This is a genomic window from Pedobacter nyackensis (assembly GCF_900176505.1).
Taxonomy (GTDB): Bacteria; Bacteroidota; Bacteroidia; order Sphingobacteriales; family Sphingobacteriaceae; genus Pedobacter; species Pedobacter nyackensis.
Genome location: NZ_FWYB01000006.1, coordinates 236,972 through 262,011 on the forward strand (window position 1 = coordinate 236,972; position 25,040 = coordinate 262,011).

Here is a 25,040-nt window from a genome sequence, read left to right on the forward strand (position 1 = left end):
TACAACTATGCATCACCTAGTTACAATCGATCAAAAGGAAGAATGGAAAGGCTATGTTTCCGATTCAGTACAACATGACTTTTACCATACCTGGTATTATCATTCTTTAGACCGCAGTGGAACCCCAATTCTGTTTGTGTATGAAGAGGGTGAGAATTACATTGCTTTTCCGCTTATAAAAAGGGAAATCCCCCGTTCTCTTTTATATGATTTAACCTCTGTGTATGGTTATACAGGTCCTATTTCTAACCAGAGATTTGAAGACCTTAGCGATGAATTTCTTGAAAATTTCAAGGACTCTTTCCTAACCTTCCTCAGGAAAGGACAGCATGTCTCGGTATTTTCAAGATTGCATCCTTTTTTTGATCAGCAAAGGGTGATGCAAAAATTTGGGGGCGTTCATGCCAATGGAAAAACAATAGCTATAGATTTAACTATTCCTATTGAAGATCAACGAAATAAATACCATAAGAGACTTGCCGAAAAAATCCGTCAGTTAAGAAGAAAAGGATATGAAGTTAGGGAGGCGAATGGACCTGAGGATATTAAGCTGTTTGCCAGTATTTACACAGAGAATATGCAAAGAATCGAAGCCTCAGATTTTTATCTGTTTACTGAGGAATACTTTAATGATCTTCATGAGTCTAACGAATTCAACAGTAAATTACTACTGGTTTATAATCAAGAGGGCTTTGCCGTATGTGGTGCTTTTATTGTATGCACAAATGATATTATACAGGCCCACCTCCTTGGCACACGTACAGCTTATTTAGGCGATTCGCCAGCCAAGCTGCTGACAGACGAAATCACGGTTATCGGTCGTGAGATGGGTGCAAAATATTTCCATCTTGGTGGCGGATTGAATTTCAAACAAGATTCTCTATTTGAATGGAAAGCGTGTTTTTCTGATTACATTTTAGATTTTAAGAGCTGGAGATTTATTGCAGACCAGGACCCTTATACCGCTCTGCTGGAAGAACATCAAATTGATAAAAATGAAGAGGTTGACTTTTTCCCTTTGTATAGATATACAAAAAAAGTCATTGAATCAACAAAAGTATATTTTGTCTTATTCTTCACCGAACACCTATCATTATGCATCATCTAATCACAATCAGTCAAAAGGACAAGTGGATGTGGTACGTCAAAAATTCAGCTGAGTATGATTTTTATCACACCTGGTATTATCACTCGCTGGACCAGACTGGTGACCCCTTCCTCTTTATTTACGAAGAAAGCGATAACTATATCGCATTCCCTTTATTGAACAGAAAAATCGAAGATTCTGAGTTCTCAGATCTTACATCGGTTTATGGGTACACTGGGCCAATCTCAAACCTAAAGTTTGAAGAGCTTAATGATGAGTTTATGGAAAACTTCAAAAGGACATTTCTTTCTTTTCTAAAGAGCAGGGAAAATGTTTCTGTGTTTTCCCGTTTGCATCCCCTGTTTCATCAGAACTTCCTGATGGAAAAATTTGGTGGTGTTTATCAAAATGGAAAGACGGTCAATATCGACCTTACTATACCTATTGAATCACAACGATTAAAATACAGAAGAACTACATATGACGCGATAAAACGATCATGGAGACAAGGGTTAACTGCAAAAGAAACAAGAGAGCCGGAGGATATACAGATTTTCAAAGATATATATATCGAGAACATGAAACGTGTGGGTGCCAAGGACTACTATCTGTTTACCGACACTTACTTTCATGACATGGTAAATGCTGAAGAATTTGATTGCCGCGTATTACTGGTATACCATAAAGATCAGGCCATTTGCGGATCAATGGTAACTTTCACCGGCACCATTATCGAAGGACACCTTATGGCTACCAGAACCGAATATCTTGCCGAATCGCCAAGCAAGTTTCTAGTCGATGAAATCAGTAAATTAGGACGAAAGCATGGCATGCAGCACTACCATCTGGGTGGGGGATTTGGCTACAAAGAAGATACATTGTTTAATTGGAAGCTGGGTTTCTCAGACCTAATGTTGAATTACAGCAGCTGGAGATACATTACGGATGAAGTCAGATACAATACCCTCGTCCAGAAATCAGGCGTAGATGAGCACACTGATGTTGACTTTTTTCCTTTATATCGCTATTCACAAACTTTAAACTCACTAAAATGAAAAGTCTAAAGTACCGGCATACACACCAATAATTAATCTGCGAATATATTTATAGCCATACTTTTCACAGGAAACCTACCATTATGTATCATCTAATTACAATCAATCAAAAAGATAAATGGACATGGTATGTGAGAAATTCTGCTGAGCATGATTTTTATCATACCTGGTATTATCACTCCATGGACCAAAGTGGTGAACCTTTCCTCTTTATTTATGAAGAAAATGAGAACTACATTGCATTTCCTTTATTGAACAGAAAAATCGAGGACTCAGGCTTCTCTGATTTCACCTCTGTGTATGGATATACCGGCCCTATTTCAAACCGAAAATTTGAACAACTTGAGGATTCATTTATGGAGAATTTCAAAAGATCCTTTCTTTCCTTTCTAAAGAGCAAGGAAAGCATCTCGGTTTTCTCCCGCCTGCATCCGTTACTTCAACAAAACTTCCTTCTGGAAAAATTTGGAGGGGTATATCAAAATGGAAAAACGATCAGCATAGATCTTACCGTCCCTATTGAGCACCAACGATTAAAATACAGAAGGACGACCTACGATGATATAAAAAGATCATGGAGGCGGGGATTCATAGCAAAAGAAACAAAAGAGCCTGAGGACATACAAATTTTCAAAGAAATCTATATTGAAAACATGAAACGCGTAGGCGCATCAGATTATTACTTGTTTACAGACCAATACTTTCATGACATGGTAAATGCCGATGAATTTGATTGCATATTGGTCCTGGTTTTTGATGGAACCGAAGCCATTTGCGGGTCAATAACGACCTTCACCGATGGGATTGCAGAATGTCACCTCACAGCTACCCGAACCAAATATCTATGGGCATCTCCAAGTAAATTTTTAATCGATGAGATAAGCCAGATTGGAAGAAAATACGGTATGAAACATTATCACCTTGGTGGAGGATATGGTTTCAAAGAAGATTCTTTGTTTGATTGGAAACTGGGTTTCTCAGACCTAATGTTGAATTACAACAGCTGGAGGTACATTACGGATGAAGCAAGATACAATACCCTAGTCCAGAAGTCGGGCGTAGATCAGAACATTGACATTGATTTTTTCCCTTTATATCGCTATTCACAAACCTTAAACTCACTAAAATGAAAAATCTATTTCACGATAAGGTTCATTCAAGGTGGCTTATCCTATTTATTGACCAGTTTCTAGTGGTATCGGCATTGTCTTTATCAATTCTATTGATAAAGACAATCGGGTTTAACGGATTATTAAACATCGAGCACCTCTCTTATATAGCCTTGTTTAGCTGTATAGCCATTCCCGTATTTATTCTAATGCGCATACATACCGGGATTATCCGTTATTCAAATACAACGGATATGATCAGGATTTTTTTGGCGGTATTTGTAACCAGCATGCTCTTTACTATAATTAGCAATCTATTCATCGCCCCTGCCTTTAAAATCAACTCCATGTGGTTTAATCCGGTACTGTTGCTTAATTTCTTTATTTCATCATCCTTATTAATCATGCTGCGTATAGCCGTTAAAAGCTTATATGGTTACATTAAGGATCTTGAATCAGGGAATAATAAAGAGAATATCCTGATTTATGGATCTGACAGTGCTTCCATCCTGGTAAAACAGGCCTTGGAGTCGCATCAGGAAACCTGTTATCAGATTTTAGGTTTTATAGATGATAATGACGATAAGGTAAACAAACGAATTGAGCAGACTAAAGTTTATCATTCCTCTGCCATTGAAATGCTTAAGGCTAAGCACTCCATCGAAAAAATGGTGATCACAAGTGACTGCATGACGGTGAATGGTAAAAAAGCAGCTATTGAAAAATGTATGGAACTTGGCATTAAAGTGATGACCGTTCCGCCTTCCAACCAATGGCTGCATGGAAAATTAAGCTTAAATCAGCTGAAGGACTTAAAAATCGAAGACTTACTTCAACGGGAACCGATTCAGATCACCAACCAGAATGTGTTTAGGGAAATTGCTGGAAAACGGATACTGGTAACCGGAGCAGCCGGTTCTATTGGTTCTGAAATTGTAAGGCAGCTACTTAATTATAATCCTCAGTACGTTATTTTATGTGATCAGGCCGAAACACCATTACATGAAATGCAATTGGAAATGGAGGACCATATCGCAGGCGGAAAAACAAGAATATTTATGGCAAACGTGCAAAATACCAAACGCCTTAGAACCTTGTTTGAAGAGTTTAAACCACAGATAGTTTTTCATGCAGCGGCTTATAAGCATGTCCCTATGATGGAAAACAACCCCGCAGAGGCGATACTGACCAATGTAATGGGCACCAAAAACATAGCTGATATGTCGCTTGAATTTGCCGTTGAAAAGTTCGTTATGATCTCTACTGATAAAGCGGTTAAGCCAACAAACATAATGGGTGCATCAAAACGATTGGCAGAAATATACATACAATCCTTGAATCAAAACCAAACTTTAACTATTGATTCTTCAGAAAACCCGATGAAACAAAATTCATTACAAAGGGGGACAAAATTTATCACAACAAGATTTGGTAATGTACTGGGATCAAATGGTTCAGTAGTACCGAGATTTAAGGCCCAAATTGAAAAAGGAGGGCCTGTAACGGTAACACATCCGGAAATAACGAGATACTTCATGACGATTCGTGAATCTGTTCAATTGGTACTTGAAGCCGCTTCCATGGGCAACGGTGGAGAAATCTTTATTTTCGACATGGGGGCTCCGGTGAAAATAGTGGATCTGGCCATTAAAATGATAAAGCTTGCAGGGCTTTCACCAGTTACGGATATAAAAATTGTGTACAGTGGTTTGCGTCCGGGCGAGAAAATACATGAAGAGCTTTTACACAAAGAAGAACTCACCATCCCTACCTACCACAAAAAAATCAAAATTTCTAAAACGATCGTCTACAATTACAATTACGTACAAAAGTCAATTGAGGAGATCCTGAACCTTAACAGTATCAATAACAATTACGAAACTATCAGAAAAGTAAAAGAAGTTATTCCTGAATATATCAGTCAAAATTCCATTTACGAACAGTTAGACCGAATTCCACTAGCATATGATTTATGAGAATATTATTCATAGCGCCACGATTCCATACCAATCAGGTATCACTTCTTAAAAAGTTGCAGGAGGAGGGCCACGAAATTGACTTTTTTGTAATGGGAACGGGAAATACTGAAGATTATTCGACCATTAGTCCAAAAAAAATACCGATATCCATTATCACCAAAAGCTATATCAGGTATTTTAAAAAGGATATAGATATCGCTGAATTTTCAGCTATTGCTATTCCCGATGTGGTCAAATACTTTCGCATGATTAATCAATTCAAACCTGATGTAATTATCGTGAGGGGTGCGCTGAGCATGGTATATTCATGGTTTCTGATTCCCTACTTTTTCACCAGAGTAAAACTGATCTATTACACACAGGCACCCAAGTTTGTACAAAACCTGAGCTTCTTAAGGAAAGTGCATGATTATATCGTTTCGGTTGGGCATAAAATCCGTTGGTTTACACCTGTTTTATACAAGGAGCCTGTAAGAGAAAACTTAAAGGATTTAACTTACATGGATTACCTTCCCTTCTTCATTTACCCGGAAAAAATTGAAGTACCGGGAAAAATTAAGGGAGATATCTTAAAGTTTCTATGTGTGGTTAAATTTGAATCCAGGAAAAACGTAGAGTTATTGATTGATGTAACCGCTCAGTTGAGCAAAAAGTATAAAAAATTCGAACTAACCATTATTGGGAGTACCGGAAATGCCCAGAGAGAAGCTTACTATCAGACGATGTCGGACAAAATCAAATCAAGAGGCTTAAGTAGTGTGATTACACTGTTGAAAAATATACCACATTCACAAATGTCTGATTACTACAAATCTCATGATGTTTTTTTGATGCCTAGTATTAATGAACCTGCTTCAGTTTCACAACTTGAAGCGATGTCGTACGGACTCGCTATAATTTGCTCCCAGGATAACGGAACTGCACACTATATCAGAGATAATAAGAATGGATATCTCATAGAAGCAACTGAAAGCAATATTGAGGCTGCAATGGAACGTTATCTTGAAGAACCTAAACTGATTAATATACATCGCCAGGAAAGTTTAAAGCTCATAAAAACCGATTATAGTATTGATAAAGCCTATAACAAACTAATGCAAATCGTAAATTGAAAGATCTGAATAAACAAAATTATCCCAAGAAAATTTATTAACATTTTTATTTTGTTAATAAAAAAAAAATACCTAAATTTCATTATGATTAGCACATCCCTCTAATCTATTGTATTTGATAATAGTATTAAGTTTCACCACAAACTATTGACAGGTCATGACATCAAATAAGGGGGATGTGATCGAACGTATTGTTCGCACAAAAATTGGAATCAGCGAATTATCACGAATTTTGCACGTTAGCAGAACGTCTATTTACAATTGGTTTGAACATGGACACCTAAATCTTGATACCATTTGCAAGATTGGGCAGGCTATAAACCATGATTTTGCAAATGAATTCCCCGAGGAATTTGCAAATGCGCACCTTCATCATCCTACAGAAACCACTTCCGAGAAAACAGATGAGAATTACTCTATCCAATACTGGATGAATAAGTACATTTCACTCTTAGAGAAATATAATGAGTTACTAAGTGAGCTTTCACAGGCAGAAGACAAACCTCCATTCGCCAATATCAGGACAACCAAAACGACAACTATACAGCATAGCCATGATGCGCAATACTTTGTAGACAAAAGAGATCGTAACCTGACTTATATATAAAGATCTAAAATCCGAATGAGACCGAATCATAGCTCCTGAGCATTAAATTGTCAGGAGCTATATTATTTTTAGCTAAACAGGAAGTAAGCTATAATTAAAGTGACGATGATATTGAATCCCTGGGCAATTAAAAAAGCATAAAATGGCTTTTTGCTGTTACGCCCAAATAAATCCTTAAAGTTGGTTTCTAAACCAATACTGGTAAATGCCAATGCAAACCACAGGCCTTGCATATTCTTGAGCATCCCCTTTACTTCTTTATTCACTTCCGGAGTAATAAAGAAAGAAAATAACAATGAGGCTCCCACAAAACCAAGCACGAATTTAGGGAAACGCTCCCAAATCACTTTTAAGGTAGGCTTAGCCTCTTTTTCCTTTCCTGCCGGATGCTGAGTATAGGTCCAGTAAACAGAGATGGCAAATGCAGCAATTCCTAACAGTACATTCTGTGAAAACTTAACAATCGTACTGATTTCCAATGCTTTTTGTCCTACCAGTGAACCAGAAGCTACAACTGCCCCGGTAGTATCTATACTTCCGCCCAGCCAAGCGCCTGTTACTTCTTGAGAAAGGCCAAAGTATTTGGCAATATATGGCATAAATATCATCATTGGGATGGCCGTAATTAAGACCATCGAGATTACATAGGACAGTTTCTTTGAATCTCCTTTAATAGCTCCTGAGGTAGCAATTGCGGCGGAAACACCACAAATAGATACCGCACTGGAGATCATCATTGTTAGCTCGCTATCTATTTTCAATTTTTTACATAGCCAATATGCAAAATACCATACGGAAAGTACAACGACTAACGATTGCAGTAAACCGCGTGAGCCGGCATTTAAAATTTCCGAGAAAATCACCGTGGTTCCAAGTAACACCAATCCAATTTTTACAAATAATTCGGTTGAAAGGGAAGATTTGAACCATTCAGGTAGTTTAAGGAAATTACCGATAATCAGACCTATGGTTAAACTAAAGATCACGGCTTCGAGGTTCAATGCTTTAACCTGACTATTACCTGCCAATATCAAAGCGATTATGGTTAATACATAAACTACAGGGAAGGTTAATAAAGCACTCTTTATAGATTTACCGGTTAACCATGCACCAAGGCCCGCTACGACAATTACAAATAGGAATTGGGAGCCAACAATTGCAAAATTTGATGATGAGCATACGGCAGTAAAAAGATCTGTCGCATTTTTCCAGCCGAAGGCTGGAACGGGCAAAATCAGCCCAGAGATGGATAAAATAATAGTGAGAGTGCCTAAAATGACAACTACCCAATCTTCATGAATACTTAGTTTTTTGTTTTGTGACATTATAATATATGATTTGTGTGTTAGACATAAATTGGCCCTGGCAGATCTTTAGTCTACCTCGCGATACAAAATAAAGGCATTGCTTATGGCCTGATTTTAAACCTTGAGCTTAATACAGTTCTTTCATTAACTTCTCAAAAGCTTCTTTTAACTCGGCCAACTCCTGCTCTACCGTAGCTAATCTGGTTTCTAATTCAGTTGCAGGCCTGCTATAGGTATCTTCCGGCTGATCGAACTGTGCCAAATCCGGAACTCCCGCCAATAAATGTACATAACGTACCTCCTTTTGCCCCGCACGTTTTGGTAATTGCATCACATAAGGCATTTCAGGATCGGAAAGTCTTTCCAATACGGATTGAACTTCATCGAGAGATTCAAATTCATACATCCTTCCTGAATTGGTATTCAATTCACCGGGAGTTTGAGGACCTCTTAATATCAACAAACAAATTACAGCAACTTCTTGTGGTGTTACCGGAAATACAATAGCAAAATTGTGTTTATATTTTACGCTACGGCTTGAACCGCCAGTAGCCGTTGAGATCAGGCTTTTTCTTTTTAAGGTATCCAGCGCTAATATTACCGTTTGCTCATCGTACTGAACAACAGGCTTTCGTGAAGTTTTTTGGTTACAAGCAAGCGTAATCGCATTGATTGTCATTGGGTAATACTCTGGCGTTGTTTTGGACTTTTCCATGAGTACGCCTAAAACGCGAAGCTGAGTAGCATCAAGAATTGGTAAAGTTTGAGGTGATTCCATCTCTAAATATAGAAATAAATCATTTCCCGTTAAATGAAATTGATTTTAAACAGCGGAAAGAATCTGTTCAATCTGCTCAAGCTCAGTTTTGCTGAAAGTTATATTGTTCAAACATTGCAAGGAATCGGCCAATTGCTCCGGCCTGCTTGCTCCTACCAAAACAGAGGTAATACGATTATCCCGCAATATCCATGACAAAGCCATTTGGGCTAACTTTTGTCCCCTGGATGCTGCAATAGCGTTCAATTGATTCAATTGCACCAGTCGTTCTGCTGTAATCTGGTCCTGCTGCAGGGCTCCGTGATTTTTTGCTGCTCTTGAATCAGCAGGAATTCCCTTCAAATATTTATCGGTTAGCAAGCCTTGTGCGAGGGGAGAAAATGGGATACACCCCACCCCTTCGTTTCCAAGCAGATCAAGCAAACCATCTTCTATCCATCTTTCATACATAGAATACTTAGGCTGGTGAATCACACAGGGTGTACCAAGCTCTTTTAACAGCTGAATTGCTTTAGCCGCTTCTGCAGGTTTATAGTTAGAAATACCCACATATAAAGCTTTACCCTGACGAACAATGAGGTCGAGCGCCGACATGGTTTCCTCCAATGGGGTTTCCGGATCAGGCCGATGATGATAAAAGATGTCGACGTAATCCAGATCAAGTCGCTTTAAACTCTGATCCAAACTGGATACCAGGTATTTTTTTGATCCCCAATCTCCGTAAGGTCCGTCCCACATAGTATAACCGGCCTTGGTAGAAATAATCATTTCATCTCTATATCCCGAAAAATCTCTTTTTAACAGGCGCCCGAAATTCTCTTCAGCTGACCCCGGAGGAGGTCCGTAATTGTTTGCAAGATCGAAATGAGTAATGCCATGATCAAAAGCCAGTTTCAAAATGTTGCTGCAATTCTCCAATTGATCAACATGTCCGAAATTATGCCATAAGCCTAATGAAATTGCAGATAGTTTTAGTCCGCTACCCCCACAACGACGGTATTGCATCTGGGTGTATCGGCTGGGATTTGGTGTATATGACATAAGGGGTAAAATATTCAGTAGCGGAAAAAACCACTACTGATATTCAATCAACTAATACTTATTTAGCGTTCTTTTTCTCTGTAACTTCAGCACGAATTTCTTGAGCCAGAACTTTTAAATCTTGCATAGCTTTACGTACTCTTGTACCTGCAGCATTGTTACCTGCGCTGTAAAATTTCTCAGCATCAGCTTCAACAGAAGCTAACAATTCTTTAACTTTTGAAAATTTTTCCATGTTTTTTTTGTTTTTACTTTTTAATTATACGGAAGTTACTTGCGTTAATTCCATGTTCTGATTAATAATTAAGTCAAATATATATTTTTTTGCAAATAAACGTACAGAACTTAACTTCTATTGCATTATTCTACTTAAACTTTATTCAAAACCACTAGTCCCCCTACTGCGAGGACGCTCAGAATCAACACAAGAAAATATTCCATAAATACCAGAAATTTTTCTTATATTTGAGTAATCTTAAATACAAGGCATATGGCAGCTGCACCAAAATCTTATAAAAAAAAAGCCAAAGTAACTATGGTTGCCGAGCTGATTGCTCCGTACCAATCTTTGTATGGCAATTCAATAAGCCTGCTTACAAGTTCTAAAAAGGGCTTATCTGCAAAGGCAGCACTGGATTTCATTGCGCTATCGGGTTTTAGCAAAGAAGAATTCCAGGATACTTTTAAAACCAATGTTAAAACGATACAAAACTACGCGTCTAACTCTTCAAAGCTGGATGCGCCTTTAAGCGAAAAGCTTTTAAAATCATTTTCTTTATTTGACAAGGGTATAGACGTATTCGGCTCGGCCGATGCGTTTCACCAATGGCTAAATATGCCTTCATATGGTCTTGGCGATCAAATTCCCTTTGATTTAATGGATACGATAACCGGTATTTCTCTTATCGAAGAAGAACTAATCAGGATAGAATACGGTGATTTAGCCTAATTATGCAGGTATTTCGGATTGCACTTGCTAAATATGCAACGGGATTAAATGCTTCCGGCAGAGCTGCCCGCTGGAATCCTAATGATATAGAAGTTATATATACTGCTGGATCACGATCACTCGCTTGTCTCGAAAACGTAGTCCACAGAAATCAGGCTGGGTTAAACCACTTATTTAAAGTGATGACTATAGTCATACCTGACGATATTTGCATCCTAACCATTGAACAAAAGAATCTACCGGTAAACTGGAGTGAATTTAATCAAATGCCAATTACCCAAAAATTAGGGGAAGATTGGATTAAGGAAAAGAAATCGGCTATACTAAAAGTACCCTCATCCATTATTAATGCGGAGTTTAACTACCTCGTCAATCCACTACATCATGACTTCAAGTCTATTAAGCTATTAAAATCAGAGACTTTCGTTTTTGACAAGAGAATAAAAATGTCATAATATTCATTTTGCTTTGATTTTAAAAAAAAGCTGACGACATTAGCAACAATGGAACAAACAGGGATTCATAAAGCTATTATGTTGACTTATAACAAAAGTCAACAGCAAGCCTATGCCCTATTCAAAAAGTTCTTTAGAGAGAACTATCCATTAGGGTTTACCTTTCAAACCACGAGTAAGGACTTTATTATTTAAGCCCCGAATCATTCCTTTTACCTTCTTCGATTCAGGGGCTCAGAAATTTTCTGATAAACTTTATGCGTCATTATTTTTTACGGAGCCTTACAGCGACCTGCACATTCGGTTGTTGTTCGCTTAGCATTTGAGCCTACATTAATAATCTTATTTAATACTATTCAATCATGGAAACAAAATCATTATCACTATCTAAAAGCGATTTCAAACTTTTAAAAGAGCACCTGGAAAAATCAAACATGAGTGCTTACAATAAAGAAAAACTACAGGCAGAATTAAAAGCTGCTACAATATATTCGGAAGATGAACTCCCAGCAGATGTTGTTTGTTTAAAATCTGAGGCAAGAATCGCCAATGTAAAAACAGGAAAAGAATTCACTTTCAAGCTTGTAATGCCTGAAGAAGCAAATATTAAACTTCAGAAAGTATCTGTATTTGCGCCAATTGGTATTGCATTGTTTGGTTATAGAACCGGCGATAGCATCAACTGGGAAATGCCCGATGGAATACAGGAATTCAAAATATTAGAAGTGAACAGACTGTAACCCAAAAACATGTGCAAAGGAGATATTGGAGCTTGAACTCCTATCTCCTTCCTGCCATTTGAATCATACGTTGTGCAAGATCTTTGCCCAGGTAGCCATCAATTATACCATGCACGAGATATAAAATAGGTGTCATTAAAATAGCGACAACGAATTTATAAGTGTAATTAACAAGACCAATAGCAGCTACCATTTGCCAGCTCCAGTGATACTGTGGGTTCAAATAAAATGCAATGAAGATAACCACGAAGCTATCAATGAATTGCGATATTACTGTCGACCCAGTGGCCCGTAACCAGAGCGCCTTATCTCCTGTAAACCTTTTAATTCGGTGAAATATCAAAACATCGGCCATTTGTCCCACTAAAAAGGCAACTACCGACCCTACGATGATCCACATTCCCTGTCCAAATATCCCTGCAAATGCAATGTTCATGTTTAAAGCCTCCCCGTTAATATTCTGATTTACCCAAAAATCTGAGGGAGTCAGATGCATAGCAGCACCCACGACAATAAATGCATAAGAAATTAAAATTGCTGTCAATACAGATAAAAAACGGACTTGCTTTACACCGAAATATTCATTAATAATATCGGTCATAATAAATATAAAAGGCCAAGTTAAAACGCCTGCCGACATATTGAAAGATAAATTAGGTACACCAAGTAAACTAATGTCAAACTGTTTGATACCCAGTGATCCTTCAACAGTAAAAATCTTCACTCCGATGAATTCTGACAGGATAGCATTAGCAACAAAAAAAGCACCCAGAACGAGCAATAATCTACTCTCTTTAGTTTTAAAACTCATAGCAAGCTGAAATTATTAAATAAATCTGATATAAGCCGATAAAATATTATTTCTATTTTCGTTGTAATGATATCTATTCAGTCGAAACTACCGCACACAGCCATTACGATTTTTTCCGTAATGTCTAAACTTGCAGAAGAGCATAATGCAATCAATCTGTCTCAGGGATTTCCTGATTATGATTGCGACCCAGTATTAATAGATTTGGTTACCGATGCCATGCAAAAAGGCTTTAATCAATATGCTCCTATGCCTGGTTTGCCCATACTTAGGGAGGTAATTGCCGAAAAAGTAAGTAATTTGTACGGAGCAAACTACCATCCAGATACAGAGGTAACGATTACCGCGGGTGGCACCCAGGCAATCTTTACAGCTTTAAGCGCTTGCATCAATTCCGGTGATGAAGTCATCATCTTTGAACCGGCTTACGATTGCTATGCCCCGGCAATTAAATTATTGGGAGGCTTGGTTAAACCCTACGAACTGGCTCCGCCGGATTATGAAATAGACTGGGAAATGGTTAAAAAACTATTTACGGCCAATACGAAGATGATTATCCTGAATAGCCCGCAAAATCCTACAGGATGTATTTTATCAGAAAAAGATATCAAAGCGCTGATCAAGCTTACTAAAAATACAGATGTACTGATTTTAAGTGATGAGGTGTATGAACATATCATTTTTGATGGCCAAAAGCATCAGAGCATTGCCTCCTATCCTGAGCTTAAAGAAAGAAGCTTTATCGTTGCTTCATTCGGCAAACTATTGCATACAACAGGCTGGAAGATGGGCTATTGCCTGGCACCCGAACAACTTATGAAAGAGTTTAGAAAGGTGCATCAATTTAATGTTTTTAGTGTAAATACACCTATGCAGGTTGGGATTGCCAATTACCTTAAAAATGCAGAAACCTATATCGGACTTTCTGCTTATTTTCAGCAGAAAAGGGATTTCTTCCGATCATTACTTACAGAAACAAAATTTAATTTACTACCTTGTAACGGATCTTATTTTCAATGTGTTAGCTATGCACACTTAAACCAAGAAAAAGACGTTGATATGGCACAAGGGCTTGTTAAAGAATATGGTGTAGCAAGTATCCCTGTTTCAGCCTTTTATATCAAGAATACAGATCACCAGGTATTGCGATTTTGTTTCGCCAAAAAGCAAGAAACTTTAGAAAAAGCCGTTGAGAGACTAATGAAATTATAATTTTAATCCCCTATAGTTTAAAAGAATGAACAGTCCACAATATTTAAATATAAATAACTTAAAAGTCACCATTTTCCAGGCCTATCTGTTCTGGGAAAACATAGATAAAAATTTACAGAATCTTTCATTACGACTTTCGATTGGTGTAAAGGAAAAAACAGACCTCATCGTTTTACCGGAAATGTTTAACACAGGTTTCAGCATGAATGCAGTAGAGCTTGCGGAAGAAATGAACGGAAAGACCATGCAATGGATGAAACAAATTGCACAAAAATATGAATGTGTTGTTACCGGCAGTCTGATTATTAAAGAAGACGGAAATTATTACAACCGCCTTATCTGGATGCTGCCAGATGGTGAATCCAGTCATTACGATAAAAGACACTTATTTGGATTAGGAGATGAAGATAAAAGCTACACCCCTGGTAAGGATAAAGTTATTGTAGAGTTAAAAGGCTGGAAAATACGTTTAGCTATCTGCTACGACCTGCGTTTCCCGGTGTGGTTGCGCAACCAAAACGAAGAATACGATATTCTGCTGATCATTGCCAGCTGGCCAGATAAACGATCGGCACACTGGAAAGCATTGATTCCTGCCCGTGCAATTGAGAACCAAAGCTATGTGATTGCAGCCAATCGCGTTGGTCATGATGGAAAAGAGGTTTACCATAGCGGACATTCTATGTGCATTGATCCGATGGGGAAAACCGTTTATTATAAACCTGAAGATGAAGATTTGTATACCTTTAGTATTGGTTACGAAGAACTGGTTAAAACCCGCAGAAGCTTTCCTTTCTTAAAAGACGCCGATAATTTTAAAATCTTATAACTGATTACTATTATGTTTAGTCGCAGAAAATTTATAAAAACCACCGCCCTGTCAGCATCATTGCTTGCAATTGACAAAAAAAGTGTAGCAGGATTGCTCCCTCCTGCTTTGAACGCTGCGGTAAAACCTATAGTGATCTCAACCTGGGATTTTGGAATTGCAGCGAATCAGGCTGCCTGGAAAACATTGATTTCAGGAGGAAAAGCATTGGATGCCGTTGAACAAGGTGTTCGCGTGCCTGAGGCTGATCCTAAAAACCAATCCGTAGGTTATGGTGGCTTACCAGACCGCGATGGTCATGTTACCCTTGATGCTTGCATCATGGATGAAGCTGGCAATTGTGGATCCGTTGCTGGTTTAGAGCACATTATGCATCCAATATCCGTAGCCCGAATGGTGATGGAGAAAACACCACACGTTATGCTTGTAGGCGATGGCGCACTTCAGTTTGCACTTGAAAATGGTTTCAAAAAAGAAAAGTTACTTACAAAAGAAAGTGAAAAAGCCTGGAAAGAATGGCTTAAAACTGCTAAATACGCACCTGTGATGAACATTGAGAATAAACTTTACGATAAGTCTGCTCCCCAAAAATTACCAGGAAATCAATATAACCACGATACAATTGGTATGCTGGCTATTGATAGCCATGGAAATATCTCAGGGGCCTGCACAACAAGCGGTATGGCTTATAAATTACATGGACGTGTAGGTGATAGTCCTATCATTGGAGCCGGACTATACGTCGACAATGAGGTTGGTGGCGCCACTTCTACAGGTGTTGGTGAAGAAGTTATACGTAATGTAGGTAGTTTTTTAGTCGTAGAGCTTATGAGACAAGGTTATTCACCCGAAGACGCCTGTAAAGAAGCAGTGATGAGAATTATCAGAAAAAAACCTGAAACGGCAAAAAACATTCAGGTTGGTTTTCTTGCTTTGAATAAAAAAGGAGAATATGGTGCCTATGCTATCCAGAAGGGCTTTAGCTATGCCGTTTGCACCGAACAAAAAACAGATTTACTAATCCCTGGAAAAAGCTATTATTAATATAAGTACAACCACCCGGTAAAGCACATTTCATTCTGCGCGATATTGTCTTTGAATTCCAATAAATAATTGGCTCAAAAATCTTATATTTGCGCCACTGATGAAGCACATACGTAATTTTTGCATAATTGCACATATTGATCACGGGAAAAGCACTTTGGCTGACCGTTTATTAGAATATACTAAAACCATTACCCAGCGCGAGGCTCAGGCTCAGTTGCTTGATAATATGGATTTAGAGCGTGAACGTGGTATCACGATAAAAAGTCACGCCATACAAATGAATTATAAGGTTGGTGAAATTGAATACAATTTCAACCTGATTGATACGCCGGGACACGTAGATTTTTCGTATGAAGTTTCTCGTTCTATCGCAGCTTGCGAAGGCGCATTACTTATTGTTGATGCGTCTCAAGGGATTCAGGCACAAACCATATCAAACTTATATTTAGCTTTAGAGCATGATCTTGAAATCATTCCTATCCTAAATAAAATGGACTTACCTGGTGCAATGCCAGAAGAAGTTAAAGATCAGATTATCGATTTAATAGGCTGTAAACGTGAGGATATTATTCCAGCATCAGGTAAAACTGGCATGGGTATACCGGATATCATTCAGGCCATTGTAGACAGAGTTCCTGCTCCGGTAGGTGATCCTGAGGCACCTTTACAAGCGCTAATTTTCGACTCTGTTTTTAACCCTTTCAGAGGAATTATAGCTTACTATAAAGTAGTAAACGGCCAAATTAAAAAAGGCGATAAAGTTAAATTCATTAACACAGGTAAACAATATCTAGCTGATGAAGTTGGTATCTTAAAACTAGATATGTCACCTCGCAGTGTAGTAAAAACCGGTGATGTAGGTTACATTATTTCTGGGATTAAGGAAGCTCGGGAGGTAAAAGTTGGTGATACAATTACTACAGTCGACAGACCATCGTTAGACTCGATTCAAGGTTTCGAAGAGGTTAAGCCAATGGTATTCGCTGGTATATACCCTGTTGACACCGACGAGTTTGAGGAATTACGCGAGGCGATGCACAAGTTGCAATTGAATGACGCTTCTATTGTTTTTGAGCCAGAAAGTTCGGCAGCATTAGGTTTTGGTTTCCGTTGCGGATTCCTTGGAATGCTACACATGGAAATTATCCAGGAACGTTTGGAGCGTGAATTCGACATGACGGTTATTACAACTGTTCCCAACGTATCTTATATTGCAAGGACCACTAAGGGCGATGAAGTTATCGTAAACAATCCTTCAGATTTACCAGATCCAAGTAAATTGGATTCTGTGGAAGAACCCTTCATTAAAGCTAATATCATTACTAAAGCCGAATTTGTTGGTCCGGTAATGTCACTTTGTATTCAGAAAAGAGGGATTATCGTAAATCAATCTTACCTTACTTCTGATCGTGTAGAGCTTGTTTTTGAAATGCCTATGGGAGAGATTGTATTTGACTTCTATGATAAGTTAAAAACTATTTCTAAAGGTTATGCTTCATTTGACTATCATCAGATAGGCTATCGCAAATCGGATTTGGTAAGACTGGATATGCTGTTGAACGAGGAACCTGTTGATGCTTTATCTTCATTGATTCACCGTAGCAATGCTTACGATTTTGGGAAGAAAATTTGTGAGAAACTAAGAGAATTAATACCTCGTCAGCAATTTGAGATTAAGATACAAGCTTCTATTGGTGCAAAAGTTATTGCCCGCGAAACGCTTAGTGCTTTGCGTAAAGACGTTACCGCTAAATGTTATGGTGGTGATATTTCACGTAAGCGTAAATTACTTGAAAAGCAGAAACAAGGAAAGAAACGTATGCGCCAGGTTGGAAACGTAGAAATTCCACAATCAGCCTTTATGGCCGTATTAAAACTGGATTAATCCTTTTATTGCTCATATTTTTAAACTAAACAACATCATTAATACATGCAGTTACTTGACGGAAAATTCGCATCAGAAAAAATAAAACAGGAAATAGCAGTTGAAGCTGCAGATTTTTTAGCTAAGAGTGGAAGAAAGCCACATCTGATAGCAATTTTAGTTGGTAACGATGGTGGCAGCGAAACTTACGTTGCCAGTAAAATGAAGAATTGTGAAAAAGTTGGATTCCAATCCTCTTTGATCAGATATGATGTAAGCGTAACTGAAGCAGAATTACTGCAAAAAATTGAAGAGATTAATCAGGATGCCGGAGTAGATGGCTTAATCGTACAACTACCCCTTCCTAAACATATTGATCCGGAAAAAGTGACGGAAAGAATTGATTACCGTAAAGATGTGGATGGTTTTCACCCGGTAAACCTGGGTCGTATGATGCGTAACCTTCCTTGCTTTATTCCGGCTACTCCTTATGGTATTTTATTGATGCTGCAGGCCTATCAAATTGATACTGCTGGTAAACACTGCGTAGTTGTTGGAAGAAGCAATATTGTTGGAAGCCCAATGAGCATCTTGATGGCTCGTAATGCTAATCCAGGTAACTGTACAGTAACACTAACACACAGTAAAACTACCAATTTAAAAGAACTGGCACTTCAGGCCGATATCATCGTTGCAGCGATTGGTAAAAAGAACTTTGTCACCGCTGATATGGTAAAGCCAGGAGCAATTATCATCGACGTGGGTATCAACAGAGAAACTTCTGATCAAACAAAATCAGGATATAAACTATTTGGTGATGTTGATTTTGAAAATGTTGCACCTAAGTCTTCATGGATTACTCCGGTTCCCGGAGGTGTTGGCTTAATGACTATTGTTGGTTTGCTTAAAAACACATTAGCTTCAGCAAAAGGAGAGATTTACAGCTGATTTTTTGATTAACTACCAAAAAGGCTTTTAAGCCAGCTTTCTTTAAAACCTACATATATCCCGTCGGACCTCAGTTCTACGGGATATATATTTATATAGTCACCTTGTCCTTCTGCGCCACGACCAGTATGTAAATCGTATTCCCAGCGGTGTATAGGACATACAAGGTGTCCGTTTTTACACCAACCACCGCTCAGCACACCACCTGCATGTGGGCAATAGTTTTGAACAACAAAAAACTCATTTGAGTACTTTATCAGGCATAGTTTCTTTCCATCGACATTAATTTGTTTAACAAAATCCTCCTCAGGCAGTTCAGTATCAATTTTATGCCACTTCAACTTATTCATACATTGGTCATATATCCTCATCAAGATACATATAATCTCCATTTCATTAGATATTTATTTACCTTTGCAATTCTAGAAATATGGCACATCAAATACCAGAAGACGGCACACTACTTCCTTTAATGGAAGAATTTTACACCATACAGGGCGAAGGATTTAACACTGGAAAAGCGGCATACTTTATCCGTTTAGGCGGTTGTGATGTAGGTTGCCATTGGTGTGATGTAAAAGAAAGCTGGGATGCTGAACTGCATCCGCTTACGCATGCTGATGAAATAGTTGCAAAAGCCGACAGCTTTCCGGGAAGAGCTGTGGTGATCACTGGTGGTGAGCCTTTGATTTACAATCTGGATTATCTGACGAAAGAACTTCGTAAGAAAAACATATTAACCTTTATAGAAACTTCAGGTGCCTATCCCCTTTCGGGTGAATGGGACTGGATCTGTTTATCTCCCAAAAAATTTAAGTCTCCAAGACCTGATATCACACCTTTCGCAAATGAACTTAAGGTAATTGTATTTAACAAAAGTGATTTTGAATGGGCTGAGAAATATGCTGAAACAGTTTCAGAGAATTGCAAGTTGTATTTACAGCCTGAATGGTCAAAATCAAAAGAAATGACCCCTTTGATTATTGACTATGTAATGGCGAACCCAAGATGGGAAATTTCTTTGCAAACTCATAAATATTTAAACATCCCTTAACGGGCGTACTATATTTTTGCTACATTTAACACCATAGTTAATCCATATTGTAGCATTGATGAAGAAAATTACGCTTTTAGTCTTCCTGTGTTTTATCATTCAAAGTGTTGGTGCCCAAAACTCCACAGTAAAGAAAGCACAAGCCAATTTTGATAAAGCACAACAACACCTTACCACAAGTAATTACGATCAGGCAGTAACTTTATTACAGGAAGCTGTAAAGGCCGACCCTGCTTTTCAATTGGCTTATGTACAATTGGCAGATATCAACCGCAGGCTTAAATTGTATGAACAGGCAAAGCAAAATTATGCACAGGCAATAGCCCTTGGTGGAACCCCTGAACCCCGCGTTTATTATGGTTTTGCTGAGGCCGGAATCTTTACCGGTGATTATCAAAATGCTTTAAAAAACATCACCCAATTTATAGCAAGCTATAAAGGATCAGATCCTGATTTCATCGACAAGGCAAAAAAATATTTAAAGGATTGTGAATTTGCTGTTGAAGCATTAAAACATCCTGTAAAATATGAACCGGTAAATATGGGTCGGGAAATTAATTCAACCCATCGCGATTACTTTCCCTCTGTTACTGCCGACCGAACCCAGTTAATTTTTAGCAGGAATATAGATGGCAATGAAGATTTTCATACGTCTTTCCGAACCAATCAGTCGTGGAGCAATCCTATTCCTCTGAGTGAAAAAATTAATACAACAAAATACAATGAAGGTGCTCAATCCATTTCCCCTGACGGTTTATATTTGTTTTTTACAGGATGTAACAGACCAGATGGATTAGGAAGATGCGATATTTATGTCAGCCATAAAACCGGAAAAGAATGGGGAGAAGCTTTTAATCTGGGTGCTCCAATTAATACCCCATACTGGGAATCGCAACCCGCCATCAGTCCGGATGGAAGTACCTTATATTTCGTAAGTAACAGACCCGGCGGTCTTGGTGGTTACGACATATGGAAAAGTACCTTAAAGGCTGATGGATATTGGAGCAATCCTGAAAACCTTGGACCGGAAATTAACACCCCATATGATGAGCATACCCCATTTATCCATCCAGATGGAAGAACATTGTACTTCTCCTCTGACGGCTGGCCAGGTATGGGGAATAAGGATATTTTTCTTAGCCGCGCTGATGAGCATGGTAAATGGACGAAACCTGAAAACATGGGCTACCCCATTAATACCTTTAATGAGGAGACTGGCTTAATCGTTACGCCCGATGGCACAGATGGATTATTCTCATCCAATTTAAAAGGTGGTTACGGCGATATGGATATCTATCAGTTTACGATGCCGGAACATAAAAAACCCTTACCAATTACCTATGTAAAAGGCATTGTCACTGATAAAGAGAGTAAAGCATTTTTGGAAGCCAATGTTCAGGTTGTAAATTTAAAAACCAGAAAAGTAGTCTATAATGATTTCACTTCAAAGGAAACGGGTGATTTTATGGCTGTAATGCCCATTGGAAGCAGCTACGCCTTTAATGTAACAGCAGACGGCTACCTTTTTTATTCTGAGAATTATCAGTTAGACAGTACTTATGTGAACAAACCATTTGTGGTAAATGTAGCGCTGGAAAAACTAATTGCCGGAAAGAATATGGTACTAAAGAACATATTTTTCAATACCAACGCATATGTGCTATTGCCTGCTTCGATAACTGAATTAAATACGCTCAAAGAGTTGCTTAAAAACAATATGAGTTTGCAGATTGAAATCCAAGGTCATACGGATAACATAGGTAATGATATTCAGAATGAGAAATTATCATTGCAGCGTGCAAAAGCTGTGTATGACCACCTGATCGAAGCACAAATTGCCCCAGAAAGGCTAACCTATAAAGGTTATGGCGAGGGTAAACCTATTGCTTCAAATGATACGGAAACAGGACGTAAACAAAACAGAAGAACCTCATTTGTTATTACAAAAATCTAAGGGAAGGATATAAATAAGAAAAGCGATTAAATAACCGCTTTTCTTATTCTAATTAGTTTAACCAGTAAATCTTCCAGTAAATCGAGCTGAAGCATATTTGCACCATCTGATTTAGCATTTGCCGGATCCGGATGAGTTTCAATAAACAGTCCATCGGCCCCTACCGCAATTGCAGCTTTTGCAATGGTCTCAATCAGTTCTGGCTTACCACCGGTAACTCCAGAACTTTGATTAGGCTGTTGTAATGAGTGCGTGCAATCCATTACGACAGGAACACCAAAACTTTGCATTTCCGGAAGGCCTCGATAGTCCACAATTAAATCCTGGTATCCAAAAGTGTTTCCCCTATCAGTAAGGATCACTCTGTTATTTCCGGATTCAACGATCTTCTCGACTGCAAACTTCATTGAACCTGCGGAAAGAAACTGTCCTTTTTTCACATTTACCACTTTATTGGTTTTTGCAGCAGCAATCAATAAATCCGTCTGACGGCATAGGAAAGCAGGAATCTGTAAAACATCAACATACGCTGCAGCCATAGCAGCTTCTCCACTTTCATGAATGTCTGTTACCGTTGGGACATTAAAAGTGTTACCTATTTTTTCTAAAATCTTAAGTGCTTTTTCATCACCAATCCCTGTAAAAGAACCACCTTTTGAGCGGTTTGCCTTACGATATGACCCTTTAAAAACAAGGGGGATTTCGAGTTTATCGGTTAGGGTTACAATACGCTCCGCAATTCGCATCGCGATATCTTCTCCTTCAATCGCACATGGTCCTGCCATTAAAAAGAAATTGCCGGAATCTGTATGCTTTAATTTATCTAATGAAAAGTTTATCATTACTTTATTTTACGCTTAATTACCTAGTTCAGACATGAATTTAATACGCATTAACTGTATCTCCTCACGTGAATAATCTGTCTCACCTAATTCACTTAATGCCTCATCTATAGAGTCATTTTCGGCCGACTGGAAATAATCAAATACTTCATCCTGACGATCTTCATCAATTACCTCATCTACAAAATAGCTCAGGTTCAGTTTTGTACCCGAATTTACAATGGCCTCAATCTCTTTCAAGATATCATCATACGTAATTCCTTTGGCCCTTGCAATATCCTCAAGTCCGATCTTCCTATCAATATTCTGAATAATAGATACTTTTAACTGAGATTTATTGGCTTGAGTTTTAATGATCAGATCTATAGGACGTTCTATATCATTGTCTTCAACATATTTCTTAATCAATTCCAGAAAAGGAGCACCAAATTTCAATGCTTTACCATTTCCTACACCCGAAATCTGTTTTAACTCATCCATCGCTATTGGATAATGCGTACACATCTCCTCTAATGAAGGATCCTGGAAAACCACAAACGGAGGTACATTCTTCTGTTTGGCAATTTTCTTACGCAAATCTTTAAGCAGTTGCAATAGCTGCGTATCCAATGTGCCTGAGCCATGCTTTACATCATCCTCGTCATCATCGGCAGCACTATCGATAGGCTCGTTTAGCAAAAATTTAAGACTGTATGGGTTTTCTATAAAACCTCGGCCAGAATTAGTTAAACCAAGTAAGCCATAATTGTCGATGTCTTTAGAAAGAAAGTTATTCAATACTGCCTGTCTAACTAATGATTTCCAGTGGTTCTCCCCTTCAACTACTCCAAGTCCAAACTCGGGCAATTTGCTGTGCTCGTAAGCAATGGTCTGTGCAGTTTCTGACCCCATTAAAACATTGATGATATGTGCATCATCAAACTTCTCACCCATTTTCTGGATCAGTTTTAACAGCACGGATAAAGATTCCTCGGCATCGAACAGCTTTTTCGGCTTCTTGCAATTATCACACATGGAATTACAACCGGTTTCATTAAAGTTTTCGCCAAAATAATGAAGGATCTGCTTCCTGCGGCAAACGCCGGATTCTGCATAATCAATTACTTCCTTCAATATTTGTGTACCAATTTCACGCTCAGATACAGGCTTGTCTTTCATAAACTTAGCCAGCTTATCTACGTCTTTTTGCGCATAAAAGGCAATACAAACACCTTCACCACCATCTCTTCCAGCCCTACCAGTTTCCTGGTAATAGCCTTCCATACTCTTAGGAATATCGTGATGGATAACAAAACGAACATCCGGTTTATCTATCCCCATTCCAAAAGCAATTGTAGCTACAATCACCTCTACATCTTCCATCAGGAACTTATCCTGAGTTTCAGCTCTGACTTTAGGCTCCAAACCGGCATGGTAAGGCAAAGCCTTTATCCCGTTTAGGTTTAATGCTTCTGCAACTTCCTCAACTTTCTTACGACTCAGACAATAGATAATACCCGATTTTCCGGTATTGTATTTGATATACCTGATAATCTCTTTCAGTACGTCACGCTTGGGACGGATCTCATAAAATAGGTTTGGCCTGTTAAACGAAGACTTAAACAACGTAGCATCGCTCATCTGAAGGTTTTTAATAATATCCTGCTGCACCTTAGGGGTTGCAGTTGCAGTTAATGCAATGATAGGAATACCTTCTCCCAATCCGCTAATTACCTGTCTTATCTTGCGATACTCAGGTCGAAAATCATGGCCCCACTCAGAAATACAGTGCGCCTCATCAACCGCTACAAACGATATTTTAATCAGTCGCAGAAAATCAATATTATCCTGCTTTGAAAGCGACTCCGGAGCTACATAAAGTAACTTCGTCTGTCCGCTTAATAAATCACTTTTAACCTGGGCAATTTCCGTCTTGTTTAAAGACGAATTTAAAAAATGTGCTATACTATCACTCCCCCCAAAAGCTCTCAACTGATCCACCTGATTCTTCATCAAAGCTATTAACGGGGATATAACAATTGCAGTCCCTTCATTCATCAATGCTGGTAACTGGTAACATATGGATTTCCCCCCACCTGTAGGCATGATCACAAAAGTATTCTTCTTCTCAAGAACATTGGTGATTATTGACTCCTGATCACCTTTAAAATTGTCAAAACCAAAAAAGGTTTGTAAGTTGTCAAACAACGACTTTTTCACATCCATTTCGTGTATAAAATATTCAGTGCTATTTTTACTTCAAAATAACATAATTTTGCAC

24 protein-coding genes are annotated in these 25,040 nt (G+C 38.4%); 16 read left to right on the forward strand and 8 right to left on the reverse strand.

Translation table 11 applies throughout. The features are described from left to right. Nucleotides 1-7: 7 nt before the first annotated feature. From B9A18_RS13285 to B9A18_RS13310, 6 genes are all read left to right on the forward strand, one after another. Nucleotides 8-1,108, forward strand: a complete 1,101-nt coding sequence (locus B9A18_RS13285) for a GNAT family N-acetyltransferase (RefSeq protein WP_084289802.1) — start codon at nt 8-10, stop codon at nt 1,106-1,108. Then, nucleotides 1,096-2,142, forward strand: coding sequence for a GNAT family N-acetyltransferase (locus B9A18_RS13290; protein WP_084289803.1), 1,047 nt, complete (start codon nt 1,096-1,098; stop codon nt 2,140-2,142). Before B9A18_RS13285 ends, B9A18_RS13290 begins: the two co-directional genes overlap by 13 nt. 83 nt (nt 2,143-2,225) lie before the next feature. Then, nucleotides 2,226-3,272, forward strand: coding sequence for a GNAT family N-acetyltransferase (locus tag B9A18_RS13295; protein ID WP_084289804.1), 1,047 nt, complete (start codon nt 2,226-2,228; stop codon nt 3,270-3,272). Continuing rightward, complete coding sequence (locus tag B9A18_RS13300) at nt 3,269-5,227, forward strand: polysaccharide biosynthesis protein (RefSeq protein WP_084289805.1); 1,959 nt, start codon at nt 3,269-3,271, stop codon at nt 5,225-5,227. The genes B9A18_RS13295 and B9A18_RS13300 overlap by 4 nt, the downstream gene beginning before the upstream one ends. Beyond that, a complete protein-coding gene (locus tag B9A18_RS13305; RefSeq protein ID WP_084289806.1) occupies nt 5,224-6,342 on the forward strand; it encodes a glycosyltransferase family 4 protein in 1,119 nt (372 codons plus the stop codon). The genes B9A18_RS13300 and B9A18_RS13305 overlap by 4 nt, the downstream gene beginning before the upstream one ends. Nucleotides 6,343-6,499: 157 nt before the next feature. After that, nucleotides 6,500-6,949, forward strand: coding sequence for a helix-turn-helix transcriptional regulator (locus tag B9A18_RS13310; RefSeq protein WP_084289807.1), 450 nt, complete (start codon nt 6,500-6,502; stop codon nt 6,947-6,949). 68 nt (nt 6,950-7,017) lie between these two features. Here B9A18_RS13310 and B9A18_RS13315 read toward each other — a convergent pair whose 3' ends face one another. From B9A18_RS13315 to B9A18_RS13330, 4 genes are all read right to left on the reverse strand, one after another. Next, nucleotides 7,018-8,274 (reverse strand): YeiH family protein, encoded by a 1,257-nt coding sequence (locus B9A18_RS13315; protein WP_084289808.1) that lies wholly within the window; start codon nt 8,272-8,274, stop codon nt 7,018-7,020. Between the two features lie 109 nt (nt 8,275-8,383). Further along, nucleotides 8,384-9,034: a YceH family protein gene (locus tag B9A18_RS13320; RefSeq protein ID WP_084289809.1), complete on the reverse strand. Its 651-nt coding sequence runs from the start codon at nt 9,032-9,034 to the stop codon at nt 8,384-8,386. A gap of 45 nt (nt 9,035-9,079) precedes the next feature. Further along, entirely contained in the window at nt 9,080-10,075 is a 996-nt protein-coding gene (gene mgrA / locus B9A18_RS13325) for an L-glyceraldehyde 3-phosphate reductase (RefSeq protein WP_084289810.1), read from the reverse strand. Between the two features lie 58 nt (nt 10,076-10,133). Further along, entirely contained in the window at nt 10,134-10,310 is a 177-nt protein-coding gene (locus B9A18_RS13330; RefSeq protein WP_084289811.1) for a histone H1, read from the reverse strand. A gap of 255 nt (nt 10,311-10,565) precedes the next feature. Here B9A18_RS13330 and parS point away from each other — a divergent pair, with 255 nt between their 5' ends. The 3 genes from parS to B9A18_RS13345 all read left to right on the forward strand — a co-directional run bounded on the left by parS (nt 10,566) and on the right by B9A18_RS13345 (nt 12,219). After that, on the forward strand, nt 10,566-11,024 hold the full coding sequence (parS, locus tag B9A18_RS13335) for a type II RES/Xre toxin-antitoxin system antitoxin (protein WP_084289812.1): 459 nt from the start codon (nt 10,566-10,568) through the stop codon (nt 11,022-11,024). A gap of 2 nt (nt 11,025-11,026) precedes the next feature. Next, complete coding sequence (locus B9A18_RS13340) at nt 11,027-11,479, forward strand: RES family NAD+ phosphorylase (protein ID WP_084289813.1); 453 nt, start codon at nt 11,027-11,029, stop codon at nt 11,477-11,479. Nucleotides 11,480-11,841: 362 nt separating this feature from the next. Further along, nucleotides 11,842-12,219, forward strand: coding sequence for a GreA/GreB family elongation factor (locus B9A18_RS13345; RefSeq protein WP_084289814.1), 378 nt, complete (start codon nt 11,842-11,844; stop codon nt 12,217-12,219). Nucleotides 12,220-12,259: 40 nt separating this feature from the next. On the opposite strand, the gene B9A18_RS13350 is transcribed toward B9A18_RS13345, so the two are convergent. Beyond that, on the reverse strand, nt 12,260-13,030 hold the full coding sequence (locus B9A18_RS13350; protein WP_084289815.1) for a queuosine precursor transporter: 771 nt from the start codon (nt 13,028-13,030) through the stop codon (nt 12,260-12,262). 66 nt (nt 13,031-13,096) lie between these two features. Between B9A18_RS13350 and B9A18_RS13355 the strand changes: the two genes are divergently transcribed. The 5 genes from B9A18_RS13355 (at nt 13,097) to B9A18_RS13375 (ending at nt 18,930) form a co-directional block, all read left to right on the forward strand. After that, on the forward strand, nt 13,097-14,242 hold the full coding sequence (locus tag B9A18_RS13355) for a methionine aminotransferase (RefSeq protein ID WP_084289816.1): 1,146 nt from the start codon (nt 13,097-13,099) through the stop codon (nt 14,240-14,242). 25 nt (nt 14,243-14,267) lie between these two features. Further along, entirely contained in the window at nt 14,268-15,071 is an 804-nt protein-coding gene (locus tag B9A18_RS13360; protein ID WP_084289817.1) for a nitrilase family protein, read from the forward strand. Between the two features lie 12 nt (nt 15,072-15,083). Beyond that, entirely contained in the window at nt 15,084-16,115 is a 1,032-nt protein-coding gene (locus B9A18_RS13365; protein WP_084289818.1) for a glycosylasparaginase, read from the forward strand. A 100-nt stretch (nt 16,116-16,215) separates the two neighbouring features. Continuing rightward, nucleotides 16,216-18,003: a translation elongation factor 4 gene (lepA, locus tag B9A18_RS13370; RefSeq protein ID WP_084289819.1), complete on the forward strand. Its 1,788-nt coding sequence runs from the start codon at nt 16,216-16,218 to the stop codon at nt 18,001-18,003. Between the two features lie 45 nt (nt 18,004-18,048). Then, the gene (locus B9A18_RS13375) at nt 18,049-18,930 is read left to right on the forward strand and encodes a bifunctional 5,10-methylenetetrahydrofolate dehydrogenase/5,10-methenyltetrahydrofolate cyclohydrolase (RefSeq protein WP_084289820.1); all 882 of its coding nucleotides are present in this window, start codon (nt 18,049-18,051) and stop codon (nt 18,928-18,930) included. Nucleotides 18,931-18,938: 8 nt separating this feature from the next. Here B9A18_RS13375 and B9A18_RS13380 read toward each other — a convergent pair whose 3' ends face one another. Then, nucleotides 18,939-19,280 (reverse strand): Rieske (2Fe-2S) protein, encoded by a 342-nt coding sequence (locus tag B9A18_RS13380; RefSeq protein ID WP_235005319.1) that lies wholly within the window; start codon nt 19,278-19,280, stop codon nt 18,939-18,941. Between the two features lie 80 nt (nt 19,281-19,360). Between B9A18_RS13380 and B9A18_RS13385 the strand changes: the two genes are divergently transcribed. Together B9A18_RS13385 and B9A18_RS13390 are read left to right on the forward strand one after the other, a co-directional pair. Continuing rightward, on the forward strand, nt 19,361-19,984 hold the full coding sequence (locus B9A18_RS13385; RefSeq protein ID WP_084289821.1) for a 7-carboxy-7-deazaguanine synthase QueE: 624 nt from the start codon (nt 19,361-19,363) through the stop codon (nt 19,982-19,984). Between the two features lie 58 nt (nt 19,985-20,042). Then, a complete protein-coding gene (locus tag B9A18_RS13390) occupies nt 20,043-21,938 on the forward strand; it encodes an OmpA family protein (protein ID WP_084289822.1) in 1,896 nt (631 codons plus the stop codon). 26 nt (nt 21,939-21,964) lie between these two features. Here the strand turns inward: B9A18_RS13390 and kdsA are convergent, their stop codons facing one another. Next, the gene (kdsA, locus tag B9A18_RS13395) at nt 21,965-22,780 is read right to left on the reverse strand and encodes a 3-deoxy-8-phosphooctulonate synthase (protein WP_084289823.1); all 816 of its coding nucleotides are present in this window, start codon (nt 22,778-22,780) and stop codon (nt 21,965-21,967) included. 15 nt (nt 22,781-22,795) lie between these two features. Next, a complete protein-coding gene (recQ, locus tag B9A18_RS13400; protein ID WP_084289824.1) occupies nt 22,796-24,985 on the reverse strand; it encodes a DNA helicase RecQ in 2,190 nt (729 codons plus the stop codon). Nucleotides 24,986-25,040 lie beyond the last annotated feature (55 nt).